This window comes from Mesorhizobium sp. J8, from assembly GCF_016591715.1.
In the GTDB taxonomy this organism is placed as follows: Bacteria; Pseudomonadota; Alphaproteobacteria; order Rhizobiales; family Rhizobiaceae; genus Mesorhizobium.
The window spans coordinates 3,476,246-3,488,772 of sequence record NZ_AP024109.1 but is presented as its reverse complement, the minus strand read 5'-3'; the positions used below and the strand labels follow the sequence as shown (position 1 = coordinate 3,488,772).

The window sequence follows — 12,527 nt, the reverse complement described above, 5'->3', positions numbered from 1 at the left end:
AGTTTCGCCATGTCCCAGTTGAGCGGTATCGTGAGTTTGTTCTTGATCGCGGCGGCGTTCCTGACGTCATGCGACGATCAGAAGCCCCAGCAGAGTTCGATAGAGCTATCGACTCTCGACGCGGCGGAATAGTTTGGACGTCAAAGGCCCCCGGCTTTATGGTCGGGGGCCTGTCGCTTCCAGCACGCCGATCGAGCGATCAATGCCAATAGGGCTTCACATGATAGTACTCGAATGAGGCATCGCGCGCGGCTTCGCCGTCGGCGCCGGTCAGCTCCTTGATCGAATATGCCGGCGCGGCTTGGAGCTGCTCCTTGGTGAATGGCACGACATAGCCGCCTTTGTCCTCGTCATAGTCGAGTGTCGCCCAGGGAACGGCGTGATACTTCTCGCCCATGCCAAGGAAGCCGCCGAAACCGATCACGGCGAACATGATGCCGTTCGACATCTTGTCGAGCATCACGTCTTCAATGGTGCCGATGCTTTCGCCCGCGGTGTTGTAGACAGACGTGCCGATAACGCGTGATGCCGCTATGGCTTCGGTATGCCCGGAAGGGGTGGTCATGGTGGTGCTCCTCTCGATGAATGTCTGCACTGACAATGAGAGGGGCGCGCTAAGGTTCCCGACGACTTTGGCTCAGCTGTCGGTAAGGATGAAGGTGACTTTCATGTTGACCCGGTAGGCAGCGATCTTGCCGTCCTCGACGACGATCTTCTGGTCCTGGATCCAAGCGCCCTCGACGTTCTTCAGGGTCTTCGCGGCGCGCGCGATGCCCTTCTCGATGGCATCCTGAAAGCTCTTCTTGGACGACGACGTGATTTCGGTAACACGGGCAACGGACATGGCTTCCTCCTGCCAAGACGCTCAGTTACGAAAACGAGCGTAGCGCCGGCTCAATGCAACCACAAGCAGCCGCAGGATTGGCACGGATCAGTGTCCCTTGGCGATGCGGTCGAAGGCCATGAGCTTTTCCAGCAGCGCCGGCATGTCCTTCAACGGGACCATGTTGGGGCCATCCGACGACGTCGAGTTGTCGGGGTCCTGATGGGTTTCGATGAAGACACCGGCGACGCCGACGGCAACGGCCGCGCGCGCGAGCGTTGCGACGAAGCGCCGTTCGCCGCCGGAGGAACCGCCCTGCCCGCCCGGCTGCTGGACGGAATGGGTCGCGTCGAAAATCACCGGGGCGCCGATCTCGGCCATGATCGGCAGCGCGCGCATGTCCGAGACCAGCGTGTTATAGCCGAACGAGACGCCGCGCTCGGTGGCAAGCACGTTCGGATTGCCGGAGCCGGTGATCTTGGCGACGACGTTCTTCATGTCCCAGGGCGCGAGGAACTGGCCCTTCTTCACATTGATGACCTTGCCGGTCCTTGCCGCGGCGACCAGCATGTCGGTCTGGCGCGACAGGAAAGCCGGGATCTGCAAGACATCGACATGCGGCGCTACGATCGCGCATTGTTCCTCGGTGTGGACGTCGGTCAGCACCGGAATTCCAAATTCCTTGCGCAGATCGTCGAAGATCGGCATCGCCGCATCGAGCCCGGCGCCGCGCGTCGCCGACAGCGAGGTGCGGTTGGCCTTGTCGTAGCTGGTCTTGTAGACGAGCCCGATGCCGAGCCGCGCGGTCAGTTCCTTCAGCGCGCCGGCCATGTCGAAAGCGTGCTGACGCGATTCAAGCTGGCACGGACCGGCTATCAGCGACAGCGGCGCATCGTTGGCAAAGACCACCTTGCCGACGGTTACCGACGAATTGGGCGCCAAGGGCTTGCTCATGGGATCTCCCGGAAGATGAAGGCGGCGCCCTGACCGGGCGCCGGCGGCACGACGATATCGTTGCCGCTCATGTTGTGTCGGACTGCGTTGTCCGCAAGCAAGCGCCTGACGGCGGCCTTGTCGCGGATCGCGAAGGCGATGGCGGTGAAGCGCAGATCCGGTGACGGCGCGACCGTCAGACCGAAGCGCGAGGCATAGTCTTCCGACGACAGAATGCTGAGGACTGCATTCGGCAGCCGCACCGCGTCGCCGGCGCTCGCATCGGCTTCGGCAGCGGTCGCGATCAATCCGATCTGGGCGGCAGGCCTGTCGCTGACGGCGATGATTTCGAGAATGCCCGTCACGCCATTGGCGTGCGCCTGCAGGGCAGTGCGATCAATTTTCGGCGCGCTGACGCGCTGGCAGGCAAAAAGGAACGCCCCGTCGGCCTCCTTGTCGGAAATGAATGCCAGCTTGAAGGAAGCGGTATCGCTTTTGCCGTTTGCGTCGGTAAAGGCGCGGGAGAAGCCCAGCATCTCGCCGGCGGAAAGGCCGGCTTCGACATAGCGCGCATGATCGGCATCGGCATTGGCGGTTGCGAACACGACAGCGGAAAAGCCTTCATCGCCGAGGGTCTGACGGTAAAGGCGGTCGCGCGCAACGAAGACATTGCCCTCGCCTATGGCGCGGTCCGCCATCTGTTCGTTACCGACGGCAAGCGGCTCCAGATAAGTGCCGTCGGCGAAAAAGACGCAGGCATTCTCCGTGCCGAAAGGGTGGATGCCCGTGGGCGCGACGATAAAGCCGAGCGAGGCCAGACGCGACCGGACGGCATCAAGGCTCCCTGTCGGCAGCACGAGATGGTCGAGCGGATGGGCGGAGCTTTCGATCATGTTGGCGCGGTGTGCCCCATTCCTGCCCGCGGTTCAAGAGCCGCGGGCAGACGAAGCGCGCTGCCGGTTCAGGCCGCGGCCACGACATCGGCCGAATAGCGCAACTCGCGCAGCGGCTTCACCTTGCTGGTCGTGTCGGCATAAATCGGGTGCGCCTTGTAGGCGGCAAGAGCGGCCTCGTCCTCGAACTCGGCATAAACGACCACGTCGATCGCGTTGGAGAACAGATCGACCTTGGTGTTGAGCGTCACCTCGAAATGCCTGGAATGCGGAATCTTGCCGAGCGCCAGCAGCCCAGAGCGCACAGCCTCGACATCTTCCTTGCGCCGCACGCTGAAGAAAACGATGTGCCGGATCAAGCCAGCCTCCCTGGTCTTCGATTCAGCGGTGTTTCTGTGGGAGCAACGCCTGGGCGTCAACCGGAAACGATGTCGCGCCCGCGATGCGAAGCCGGCGAGACCTTAACCCGTGACGTAGCGCACGATGCGCGACATCTCCCGCACGGTCACATCGAGATAGTGGCCGTGATTGTACAGGCCATCCCAGAACAGGAAGAAGGTGATGGCGGCGATGACGATCACATAACGCATGGCTGAAACTATCGCATGTGAATGGCCGGAACCAGAGCGGCCGCGGCCGCGATTTGGTCAGTTCACTGCTTTTTGCCGGGCCGCTTCGCCTTTGTAATCAGCTCTTGTCGTCGTCGCCCTGCGTGATCAGGCGGGCGCTGCGCTGACCTGTGAGATATATCCATAGCCAGCTAAGCGAGACCGCAAGGCGGTTGCGGAAATCGATCAAGAAATAGATGTGCGCTATGCCCCAGAGCCACCAGGCGATCCAGCCGGTGAGCTTGATCCAGCCGAAATCGATTGCCGCAGCGCGCCTGCCGATCGTCGCCAAGTCGCCGGCATGCCGGTACTGGAAGGGACGCGCCGCGGTGTCGCCGGCAAGTCGCGCCTTGATCGTCGCGGCGACATGCTTGCCCTCCTGCTTGGCCGAGGGCGCCACGCCCGGCACCGGCTTTCCATCCTGCCGCAGCACATGCGCGGTGTCGCCGATAACGAAAATGTCTGGACTGCCGGGCACGGTCAGATCGGGTTCGACGATTACCCTGCCTGCCCGGTCGGCCGCCGTCCCAAGCCATTCGGCCGCCGGCGAAGCGGCAACGCCGGCCGCCCAGATGATCGTCCTTGCCTGCAGGCGCTTGTCGCCGAAGACGACGCATTCGGCATCGAGTTGCGTCACCGGGCGGCCAAGCTCGACGGTGACGCCCAGCCGTTCCAGCGCCTTGCGGGCATAGTCGGAAAGCTGCGGCGCGAAATTGGCCAGGATGCGGTCGCCGGCCTCAATCAGCACGACACGCGCCTGTCGTGTGTCGATGTTGCGGAATTCGCCGCGCAACGTGTCATGCGCGAGCTCGACAATGGTGCCGGCGAGCTCGACACCGGTCGGCCCGCCGCCCACGATGACCAGCGTCAGCAGCGCTTGGCGCTTCGTCGGATCGGTCTCGCGTTCCGCCTGCTCGAAGGCGAGCAGGATGCGGCGCCGGATCGCTGTGGCGTCCTCGAGCGTCTTCAGCCCCGGCGCGAACGGTTCCCATTCGTCATGGCCGAAATAGGCGTGGCGCGCGCCGGTGGCGAGCACGAGCGTGTCGTAGGAGATCGAACCGCCGTCATCGAGCAATACGCGCTTGCCGGCGCGGTCGACGCCGGTGACATTGCCGAGAAGCGTCGTCACGTCCTTGCGCCTGCGTAAGAGATGACGGATCGGCCAGGCGACCTCGGAGGTTGCCAGTGACGTCGTCGCCACCTGGTAAAGCAGCGGCTGGAACAGGTGGTGATTGCGCTTGTCGATCATGGTGATGCGCACGGCTGCGCCAGACAATGCGCGGGTGAGTTCGAGCCCGCCGAACCCGGCGCCAACGACCACGACATGATGCCTGGCTTCGCTCATTTCATCCACCTCGCGGCGCAAACCACCACAGGGATGTAAGTATTTTTGTGCGCTGCAACAACATCTTGCCAGTCGGGAAAGATGCCCCAGAGTCGTCGCGCGGCGTCGTGAATGCACATGTAGCACATGCTGCTACAGGTATAGCGTTGGACCGCACGACAGGAACTATCATGGCTGATAATCGCGACGACGACGGGCCGGCCCAATACGCATCACCCCCATGCTTCATGCATGAACTCGACCCGGAATACCGGGAGCCGCTGTCCGACTGGACGGATGTCAGGCGATGGCGCAAGGCCGAGCGCGAGCGGCTCATCAACGCCAGGCTTGCCGTCTCAGCCGATGCGCGCGCCGCCATGTCGGCGCGCATCGCGGACGGCATCGACGCGCTCATCGGCGACATAGACGGCCGGATGGTCAGCCTCTATTGGCCGTTTCGCGGCGAGCCGGACCTGCGCGGCTGGATGGCCTCGATCAACGAGCGCGGCGGCCGCACCGCGCTGCCTGTCGTCATCGAGAAGGGTCAGCCGCTGGTGTTTCGCGCCTACAGACCGGGCGACCGGTTGGAAAAAGGCGTCTGGAACATTCCGATCCCGGCAGAAGGCGATCCGGTGCTGCCCGACATCGTGATTTCGCCGATCGTCGGCATCGATTCCAGCAAATATCGGCTGGGCTACGGCGGCGGCTTTTATGACCGCACGCTGGCCGCGATGCCGTTCAGGCCACTGGTCATCGGCGTCGGCTATGAATTGCAGCGCATCCCGACCATCTATCCGCAGCCGCACGATATTCCGATGACCACTGTGGTGACAGAGGCCAACGCCTAGGCCATCTCGGGCCGCAGCCCGACTGCCGTGCGGTCGACGATTTCGCGCAATGCGAAGGACGAGTTGATCTTGGTCACGTGCGGCATCGCCGACAGCCATTCCTTGTGGATGCGCTCATAGTCGACGAGGTCCTTCGCCGCGATGCGCAGGATGTAGTCGTATTCGCCCGACATCAGATGGCATGAGAGTACGTTCGGGCAGCGTTTGATCGCCGCTTCGAAATCCGACAGCGTCTTTTCGAATTGCCCTGACAGCGATATGTGCACGATCGCCGTCATCTGGTGGCCGAGCGCGCTGTTGGAAAGCCGCGCGTGATAGCCGCGGATGGTTCCGGATTTCTCAAGATTGTCGAGCCGGCGCGAACAGGCCGATTGTGAGAGACCGACCTTCTCGGCAAGCGCCGCATTGGGGATCCGGCCATCCTTCTGCAAAGTCTCCAGAATAGCGATATCAATCCTGTCGAGCGGCATTTTTTCGTGGTTCCTGCGAAACTCCGGCTGTTTTGCGCAACGATTATCGAAGAGCGGTCCCTGCCGCAAGTGCATTCGCAAACACATACGGAACGATTCGTGGTTGACTGCGATTATTGCGCGTCCGCCTCCGCGTTCGGAGCCGATGGCATGCGCGAGTGACAGGGAGAGCGCCTCATTGAAGGGGCGCGGACAGGAGAAGAAAGATGCGTGTCGGCTGCCCCAAGGAAATCAAGAACCATGAATATCGCGTCGGCATGACGCCCGGCTCGGTCCGCGAATATGTCGCTCATGGCCACGAAGTGCTGGTCGAGACGGGTGCCGGCGCCGGCATCGGCGCCGACGACAACGCCTATCGCGCGGCCGGCGCCACCATCGCCAAGACGGCCGCCGACGTGTTCGCCAAGTCGGACATGATCGTCAAGGTCAAGGAGCCGCAGCCCAACGAATGGGTCCAGCTGCGCGACGGCCAGATCCTCTACACCTATCTGCATCTCGCTCCCGATCCGGAGCAGACCAAGGGGCTTCTCGCTTCGGGCGTCACCGCGATTGCGTATGAGACCGTGACCGACGACCGCGGTGGCCTGCCGCTGCTCGCGCCGATGTCGGAAGTCGCCGGCCGCCTGTCGATCCAGGCCGGCGCCACCGCGCTGCAGAAGGCCAATGGCGGCCGTGGCGTGCTGCTCGGCGGCGTGCCTGGCGTGCTGCCCGGCAAGGTCACCGTGCTCGGCGGCGGCGTCGTCGGCCTGCATGCGGCCAAGATGGCGGCCGGCCTCGGCGCCGATGTTACCATCATCGACCGCTCGATCCCGCGTCTTCGCCAGCTCGACGACATCTTCGGCGGCCGCGTGCATACGCGCTACTCGACCGTCGAGGCGCTGGAAGAGGAATGCTTCTCGGCCGATGTCGTCATCGGCGCCGTGCTGATCCCGGGTGCTGCGGCGCCCAAGCTCGTCACCCGCGAAATGCTTTCCGGCATGAAGAAAGGCTCGGTGCTGGTCGACGTCGCGATCGACCAAGGCGGCTGCTTCGAGACCTCGCATGCCACGACCCACGCCGATCCGACCTACGAGGTCGATGGGGTCATCCACTATTGCGTCGCCAACATGCCCGGCGCCGTGCCGGTCACTTCGGCGCACGCGCTCAACAACGCCACGCTGCATTACGGCCTGCAGCTCGCCGACAAGGGCCTCAAGGCGCTGGTCGACGACCATCACCTGCGCAACGGCCTCAATGTCCATAAGGGCAAAATCACCAACCGCGCCGTCGCTGAGGCGCTCGGCTACGAAATGGTCGAGCCGAAGGCGGTGCTTGCCGCCTGATAGCCGGCCGGAACTTCCTCCTGTCGCGCCCGCCGGGTCATTCCGGCGGGCTTTTTCATGCGCTCAAACTTAATCCGTGCCGAATCCGGGGAACAAAAAAGCGGAGCAAAAGCCCCGCTTCCTCGAAGTTGCGATCCGCCGCCGGTCCATCCGCGGTCGACCGATCGTCAACCATTACTTTCTAGCGCAGGAGTACGACGGGAATACGACAGTGCTGGAAGGCCGGTTCGCATCTTCCCGGCCATCATGCGCCTGTGTGAAATGCTTCACATTCGCCCGTCGGGAAAGACGCCTAGACACGCGCGGTTACTGGCGGCCTGAGCTGCTTTCCGGGTCGGGCGAGTCCGGCCCGGACAGCACCTGCCGACAGCTTCTGTCAGACCCTCCAACGGCCCGCCTGACCATCGGCGGGCTTCTTTTTGGGGGCATGCCGGTTTGGGATTGGGCCGGTTTGGCATTGGGCCGGTTTTGGATCAGGCCCGCTCGATCCGGCATTGGTAGCAATTGTTCTGCGCCGAGCGGACATGGATGTAGGCGATGTCGTCGCGCTCAAGCAGTGTCGCCGCGCGTGCGGCGATGTCGCCGGTCGGCGTGACCGCGCCGCTGCCATAGACGATGCGATCGTCCTTGCCATAGCCCCTGACGATATAGTCGCTGCTTTCGAGCATCTCCGGCAGCGTGTCCCCTTCCGCGGCGCGCTCGCATTCCTCGGCATGAAGGAAGATCGGGCCGGTTTCGGCATAGGGCTGCAGTTCCGGGAAAGGCCGGTAGGCAACGATCAGGTAGCCGTCGCCTTCGGCGACGTTCTTCAGGCAGTGCCTGCAGGGCACGCCGTCGCCATCGGAAATCCTGTGCTCGGGGATGCGGCCATAGGCATCGGGCCCTCCCCGCTGCAAGGCGCGCACGGCTTCGGTCGGCAAGGCTTTGAACTGGATGCTCATGGGCGAAATCTCCGGTGTCGATGTCCGGAAATTTATGCCTTGGCGATTGCGTCTCCCACCCGATTCCTGACAGGTGGGCGAGCATATGAAAGAGCCCGGCCGCCTTGCGCAGCCGGGCTTCCGACTATCGGCAGGTCGGCCTGAGCGTTACCTTACGAAATCGTCGAAGCGGCGCAGCGTCACGCGACGGTTGCGCCAGTTCTCCTGCTGGGTCTGCACGAGCAGGAACTCCTCGCCATAGCCGACGGTCTCCAGCGCGAACGAAGGCACGCCGAATTCGCTTACCAGCGTCCGCTTCAGCGAGGCGGCGCGACGTTCGGACAGGATCTGGTTCGATTCGAAGGAGCCCACGGCGTCGGTATGACCCTCGATCAGGATGCGGGCGCCGCGGTCGCGGCGCAGGATGCGGTGGAGCGCGTCGGCGATGATTTCGACCTTGCCGTATTGCGAGGGGGCAATGGCGGCCGAGCCGAACTCGAAGTTGATCGACTGGATATCGATCGAGCGCGCCATGCGCCGCAGGTCCGGCCGGCGCTTGAACTCGCGAATGGTGACGCGCTCATTGGGGCGAAGCTTCTTGCTTGGGGCGGCGTCGAGCTGGCGCTCGATCGTAGCGGCCGAAGGCGTGGTCGCCTGCGCGGATGCCAGGCTCGGCATGGCAATTGCCGCAATCATGGCCACGGCAAATGTACGTCGGGTCAACATGTCTTTCTCCTATAGGCTCGGCCTTGTAATGCGGCCGGACAATGGCAAAGACAGTCTGAAGCGGCGATGAACGGGATGTTCAGGCGCAAGGCAATTCCAGGGAACGGCTTAGAGCAATTCCAGGAAAAAAAGTGTGAGCGGTTTTCCGTCCGGAATTGCGTAAAAACAAAGAGATAAAGCATTTCACCGTTTCCGTGAAACGGTGAAATGCTTTAGCCTCGCATGACGCTGGCCGAGCGCTCGGCGAAGGTCAGCGGTCGCACGACCTCCCGCTTCTGCGCCACCGGCGTGAAGCCGAGTTTCTGATAAAGCGGCAGAGCCGCCGGATGATCGAGCGTGCAGGTCTGCACGGTGACGCGCCTTGGCCCATGCGCCCAAGCCGCCGAGATCGCGGCGCCAAGGAACCAGCGGCCGATGCCCTGGCCGTGCGCATGCTCCATCATGCCGAAATAAGCGAGCTCCACCTCGTCCGGAAGATGCGGCTTGAGGTCAAAGAAGCCGGCGGGGGCGCCGTCGAGATATAGCACGCGGATGTCGCGGTCCTCGCGGTGCAGGCCGGCGGCAAGCTCCTCGTCGCTCAGCCTCAGCACATTGACCCAGTGCCATTTGCGCCCGACGCGATCGATCAGATAGCGGTAGAAGTGGAGCGGGATATCTTTCGTCTTCAGCAGCGCGATCTGGCGGTTGTAGGGGATCGGCGGCGACACCGCGGGCGCGGCATGCATCTCCAGGAAGGTGACCGTGACATCGATATCTTGCGGCGCGCCGTTTTCCATCATTCTTTCCCTGTCACTACCGGCGTGTCGCCGAGACCGCCCCATTCAGTCCACGACCCGTCGTACAGCCGGTTGTCGCTATGGCCGAGCGTCTCCAGCGCCAATGTGACCGCAGCAGCCGTGATACCGGAGCCGCAAGACGTGACAACAGGCTTCGAGAGGTCGATGCCGGCATCCTCGATCACCTTGCGCAAGCGGTCCTTGGGCAGCAACTCGCCATTCTCGGCAAGTGCCGTGATCGGGACATTGCGCGCGCCCGGCATGTGGCCTGAACGCACGCCCTGGCGCGGTTCGGGATCGGTTCCGGCGAAACGGCCGGCCGAGCGCGCGTCAGCGATCTGGCTCTCTCGGCTGCCGACGATCCTGCGCATCTCGTCGAGGCTAACGACCCTGCTCTTGTCGAAATCGGCGTGGAAGACGCTCGGCGCGATCTTGGTCGGCTCGGACGTCACCGGCCGGCCCTCGGCCTTCCAGCGGTCGAGTCCGCCATTCAGGATGTAGACCTGGAAGACGCCCATGACGCGGAACATCCACCAGGCGCGCGGCGCCGAGAACAGGCCCGGCCCATCATAGACGACGATGGTGTCGTCGGCCGAGACGCCCATCGCGCCGACATATTGGGCGAAGTGCTGCGGCGAGGCCAGTGTGTGCGGCAGTTTCGAATCCGGATCGGAGACCGCGTCCTGATCGAGGAAGCGCGCTCCGGGAATGTGGGCGGCGTCATATTCGGCCCGGGCGTCGCGGTTCTGCGCCGGCAGATACCAGGAGGCGTCGATGATGGTGAGGCCGGGCTCGCCAAGCCGCTTCTCCAGCCAATCGGCGTCGACGATGAAAGGACTGTCCTGCGCCATTTTTGTTCTCCCTGCCCCGCCTCGCTTTAGAGCATGATGCCGAAAAGTGGGAAGCGTTTTTCGGGCGACATCATGCTCCATCTCTTAGAGCGTCAGCTCGCCGGCATCGGTCCGAAGCGGATGCGGAAGCGCCGGTTCTCGCGGCCTTTCTTTTCGATCTTGCCGATATGTATGTCGCCGACTTCGCCGGTCGACCTCACATGCGTCCCGCCGCAGGGCTGGCTGTCGATCGAACCGTTGTCGCCTATGCACACCAGGCGAATCTTGCCGGTCCCGACCGGCGGACGGACGTTCTTCGATTTGACCAGGCCGGGATTGGCCGCAAGCTCGTCGTCCGTGATCAGCCGGGTGAAGATCGGATGGTCGGCGCGCACCAGCTCCATCAGGCGAGCCGTCACATCTTCCTTGGTGAAGCCGGCATCGGGAATGTCGAAATCGACGCGGCTGTCGTCCTCGGCCACCGCCGCTCCGGTGATCGGAAACGGACAGATGACGGTCAGCAGGTGGCAGGCCGAATGCATGCGCATCAGGAGGTGCCGCCGCTCCCAGTCGATCAGAAGCTTCAGCCTTTCGCCGACTGCGGGAAGCGCCTGTTCCGGCGCCGGCACATGGATGATCTCGTCCTTTGTCTCGCCGGTGATGGTGGCGGCGATGGCGATGCGGCCACCGTCGACACGTTCGAGCATGCCGGTGTCGCCCGGCTGTCCGCCCGACGTGGCGTAGAAGATCGTGCGGTCGAGAAGGATGCCGCCGCGATCGTTGATGGCGACGACCTCGGCTTCGGCCGTCTTCTGATAGGCGTCGTCGCGAAACAGCGCCTCGGTCTTGTGCGCCATCATGCCACCTTTTCGAACGGCACCGAGATATCGGCTTTCTCTTCCATCCAGCCCGGCACGGGAAGATTCTTGCCGCGCAGGAACTCCGGATTGAAGAGCTTCGACTGATAGCGCGTGCCGTAGTCGGCAAGGATCGTGACGATGGTGTGGCCGGGACCGAGCTCGCGCGCCAGCCGGATGGCGCCGGCGATGTTGATACCGGTCGAGCCGCCGACGCAGAGACCCTCCTCCTGGATCAGGTCGAAGATGATAGGCAAGGCTTCCTCGTCCGGGACCTGATAAGAGAAGTCCGGCGTGAAGCCTTCGAGATTGGCGGTGATGCGGCCTTGCCCGATGCCCTCGGTTATCGAGTTGCCGTCGGATTTCAACTCGCCGCTGGTATAGAAACTGTAGAGCGCTGCGCCCAGCGGATCGGCGAGCGCGATCTTGATGTCCTTGCTTTTGCCCTTGAGCCCGAGCGCGACACCGGCAAGCGTGCCGCCGGAACCGACCGCCGAGACAAAGCCATCGATCTTGCCGCCGGTTTGGTCCCAGATTTCCTGCGCGGTCGTGCGGACGTGGCCATCGCGGTTGGCGACATTGTCGAACTGGTTGGCCCAGATCGCGCCGTTGGGCTCGGAGCGCGCCAGTTGCTCGGCAAGGCGGCCGGACAGTTTTATGTAATTGTTGGCGTTCTTGTAGGGCACGGCCGGCACTTCGATGAGCTCCGCGCCCAGGATCTTGATCACATCCTTCTTTTCCTGGCTCTGCGTGTCGGGAATGACGATCACGGTGCGGTAGCCGAGCGCCTTGGCGACCAGTGTCAAACCGATGCCGGTGTTGCCGGCAGTGCCTTCGACGATGACCCCGCCGGGCTTGAGCAAGCCGCGCTGCTCGGCATCGCGGATGATGAACAGGCCGGCTCGATCTTTCACCGATTGCCCCGGATTCATGAATTCGGCCTTGCCGAGGATCTCACAGCCGGTCGCTTCCGAAGCCTTGTTGAGCCGGATCAAGGGCGTGTTGCCGATCGCTTCGATCACAGAACGGGGCATGTGGGATTCCTTCATGTGTGCGGCGAGACCCTAAAAACCGGACGCCGTGGTTTCAAGGCAAGATTTTGCCTGGTCCAGTCGCATTCCGGATGGTGCATTGCTCGCGATCATTTCAACGCCAGGTGCAAAACCGCTCTTTTCAACCGATTTCTCCGCCGCTAGA

16 protein-coding genes are annotated in these 12,527 nt (G+C 63.2%); 2 read left to right on the top strand and 14 right to left on the bottom strand.

Annotated elements, in window-relative coordinates:
- Positions 1 to 199 precede the first annotated feature (199 nt).
- The 7 genes from MJ8_RS16750 to MJ8_RS16725 all read right to left on the bottom strand — a co-directional run bounded on the left by MJ8_RS16750 (position 200) and on the right by MJ8_RS16725 (position 4,602).
- Positions 200 to 565: a PRC-barrel domain-containing protein gene (locus MJ8_RS16750; protein WP_201409957.1), complete on the bottom strand. Its 366-nt coding sequence runs from the start codon at positions 563 to 565 to the stop codon at positions 200 to 202.
- Positions 566 to 637: 72 nt separating this feature from the next.
- Entirely contained in the window at positions 638 to 844 is a 207-nt protein-coding gene (locus tag MJ8_RS16745; RefSeq protein ID WP_073986887.1) for a dodecin family protein, read from the bottom strand.
- Between the two features lie 87 nt (positions 845 to 931).
- Positions 932 to 1,777, bottom strand: coding sequence for a 3-deoxy-8-phosphooctulonate synthase (gene kdsA, locus MJ8_RS16740; RefSeq protein ID WP_201409956.1), 846 nt, complete (start codon positions 1,775 to 1,777; stop codon positions 932 to 934).
- Positions 1,774 to 2,649, bottom strand: a complete 876-nt coding sequence (locus MJ8_RS16735; RefSeq protein ID WP_201409955.1) for a VOC family protein — start codon at positions 2,647 to 2,649, stop codon at positions 1,774 to 1,776. Before MJ8_RS16735 ends, kdsA begins: the two co-directional genes overlap by 4 nt.
- A 68-nt stretch (positions 2,650 to 2,717) precedes the next feature.
- Entirely contained in the window at positions 2,718 to 3,008 is a 291-nt protein-coding gene (locus MJ8_RS16730) for a Dabb family protein (protein WP_140757012.1), read from the bottom strand.
- A 102-nt stretch (positions 3,009 to 3,110) separates the two neighbouring features.
- Complete coding sequence (locus tag MJ8_RS32560) at positions 3,111 to 3,239, bottom strand: hypothetical protein (RefSeq protein WP_263649028.1); 129 nt, start codon at positions 3,237 to 3,239, stop codon at positions 3,111 to 3,113.
- Between the two features lie 97 nt (positions 3,240 to 3,336).
- Complete coding sequence (locus tag MJ8_RS16725; RefSeq protein WP_201409954.1) at positions 3,337 to 4,602, bottom strand: NAD(P)/FAD-dependent oxidoreductase; 1,266 nt, start codon at positions 4,600 to 4,602, stop codon at positions 3,337 to 3,339.
- 170 nt (positions 4,603 to 4,772) lie between these two features.
- Here MJ8_RS16725 and MJ8_RS16720 point away from each other — a divergent pair, with 170 nt between their 5' ends.
- The gene (locus tag MJ8_RS16720) at positions 4,773 to 5,429 is read left to right on the top strand and encodes a 5-formyltetrahydrofolate cyclo-ligase (protein ID WP_201409953.1); all 657 of its coding nucleotides are present in this window, start codon (positions 4,773 to 4,775) and stop codon (positions 5,427 to 5,429) included.
- Here MJ8_RS16720 and MJ8_RS16715 read toward each other — a convergent pair.
- The gene (locus MJ8_RS16715; protein WP_040994689.1) at positions 5,426 to 5,899 is read right to left on the bottom strand and encodes an Lrp/AsnC family transcriptional regulator; all 474 of its coding nucleotides are present in this window, start codon (positions 5,897 to 5,899) and stop codon (positions 5,426 to 5,428) included. The genes MJ8_RS16720 and MJ8_RS16715 overlap by 4 nt on opposite strands.
- A 206-nt stretch (positions 5,900 to 6,105) precedes the next feature.
- Between MJ8_RS16715 and ald the strand changes: the two genes are divergently transcribed.
- Positions 6,106 to 7,221 (top strand): alanine dehydrogenase, encoded by a 1,116-nt coding sequence (gene ald, locus MJ8_RS16710; RefSeq protein ID WP_201409952.1) that lies wholly within the window; start codon positions 6,106 to 6,108, stop codon positions 7,219 to 7,221.
- A gap of 473 nt (positions 7,222 to 7,694) precedes the next feature.
- On the opposite strand, the gene MJ8_RS16705 is transcribed toward ald, so the two are convergent.
- The 6 genes from MJ8_RS16705 to MJ8_RS16680 form a co-directional block, all read right to left on the bottom strand.
- A complete protein-coding gene (locus tag MJ8_RS16705) occupies positions 7,695 to 8,162 on the bottom strand; it encodes a DUF1203 domain-containing protein (protein WP_201409951.1) in 468 nt (155 codons plus the stop codon).
- A 147-nt stretch (positions 8,163 to 8,309) separates the two neighbouring features.
- The gene (locus MJ8_RS16700) at positions 8,310 to 8,867 is read right to left on the bottom strand and encodes an OmpA family protein (protein ID WP_201409950.1); all 558 of its coding nucleotides are present in this window, start codon (positions 8,865 to 8,867) and stop codon (positions 8,310 to 8,312) included.
- A gap of 212 nt (positions 8,868 to 9,079) precedes the next feature.
- Positions 9,080 to 9,643, bottom strand: a complete 564-nt coding sequence (locus tag MJ8_RS16695) for a GNAT family N-acetyltransferase (protein WP_201415464.1) — start codon at positions 9,641 to 9,643, stop codon at positions 9,080 to 9,082.
- The gene (gene sseA, locus MJ8_RS16690) at positions 9,643 to 10,494 is read right to left on the bottom strand and encodes a 3-mercaptopyruvate sulfurtransferase (protein WP_201409949.1); all 852 of its coding nucleotides are present in this window, start codon (positions 10,492 to 10,494) and stop codon (positions 9,643 to 9,645) included. The genes MJ8_RS16695 and sseA overlap by 1 nt, the downstream gene beginning before the upstream one ends.
- A gap of 92 nt (positions 10,495 to 10,586) precedes the next feature.
- Positions 10,587 to 11,330 carry an alanyl-tRNA editing protein gene (locus tag MJ8_RS16685; RefSeq protein ID WP_201415463.1) on the bottom strand — a complete coding sequence of 248 codons (744 nt, stop codon included), beginning with the start codon at positions 11,328 to 11,330 and terminating at the stop codon, positions 10,587 to 10,589.
- The gene (locus tag MJ8_RS16680; protein WP_201409948.1) at positions 11,330 to 12,364 is read right to left on the bottom strand and encodes a cysteine synthase A; all 1,035 of its coding nucleotides are present in this window, start codon (positions 12,362 to 12,364) and stop codon (positions 11,330 to 11,332) included. The genes MJ8_RS16685 and MJ8_RS16680 overlap by 1 nt, the downstream gene beginning before the upstream one ends.
- Positions 12,365 to 12,527: the final 163 nt, after the last annotated feature.

Bases quoted from the DNA above. Each gene is read 5' to 3' on its own strand.
- MJ8_RS16720 (WP_201409953.1), top strand. From the start codon at position 4,773: ATGGCTGATAATCGCGACGACGACGGGCCGGCCCAATACGCATCACCC.
- MJ8_RS16685 (WP_201415463.1), bottom strand. From the start codon at position 11,330: ATGGCGCACAAGACCGAGGCGCTGTTTCGCGACGACGCCTATCAGAAG.
- MJ8_RS32560 (WP_263649028.1), bottom strand. From the start codon at position 3,239: ATGCGTTATGTGATCGTCATCGCCGCCATCACCTTCTTCCTGTTCTGG.
- MJ8_RS16680 (WP_201409948.1), bottom strand. From the start codon at position 12,364: ATGCCCCGTTCTGTGATCGAAGCGATCGGCAACACGCCCTTGATCCGG.
- MJ8_RS16725 (WP_201409954.1), bottom strand. From the start codon at position 4,602: ATGAGCGAAGCCAGGCATCATGTCGTGGTCGTTGGCGCCGGGTTCGGC.
- kdsA (WP_201409956.1), bottom strand. From the start codon at position 1,777: ATGAGCAAGCCCTTGGCGCCCAATTCGTCGGTAACCGTCGGCAAGGTG.
- MJ8_RS16705 (WP_201409951.1), bottom strand. From the start codon at position 8,162: ATGAGCATCCAGTTCAAAGCCTTGCCGACCGAAGCCGTGCGCGCCTTG.
- MJ8_RS16750 (WP_201409957.1), bottom strand. From the start codon at position 565: ATGACCACCCCTTCCGGGCATACCGAAGCCATAGCGGCATCACGCGTT.
- ald (WP_201409952.1), top strand. From the start codon at position 6,106: ATGCGTGTCGGCTGCCCCAAGGAAATCAAGAACCATGAATATCGCGTC.
- MJ8_RS16735 (WP_201409955.1), bottom strand. From the start codon at position 2,649: ATGATCGAAAGCTCCGCCCATCCGCTCGACCATCTCGTGCTGCCGACA.
- MJ8_RS16715 (WP_040994689.1), bottom strand. From the start codon at position 5,899: ATGCCGCTCGACAGGATTGATATCGCTATTCTGGAGACTTTGCAGAAG.
- sseA (WP_201409949.1), bottom strand. From the start codon at position 10,494: ATGGCGCAGGACAGTCCTTTCATCGTCGACGCCGATTGGCTGGAGAAG.
- MJ8_RS16745 (WP_073986887.1), bottom strand. From the start codon at position 844: ATGTCCGTTGCCCGTGTTACCGAAATCACGTCGTCGTCCAAGAAGAGC.
- MJ8_RS16695 (WP_201415464.1), bottom strand. From the start codon at position 9,643: ATGGAAAACGGCGCGCCGCAAGATATCGATGTCACGGTCACCTTCCTG.
- MJ8_RS16700 (WP_201409950.1), bottom strand. From the start codon at position 8,867: ATGTTGACCCGACGTACATTTGCCGTGGCCATGATTGCGGCAATTGCC.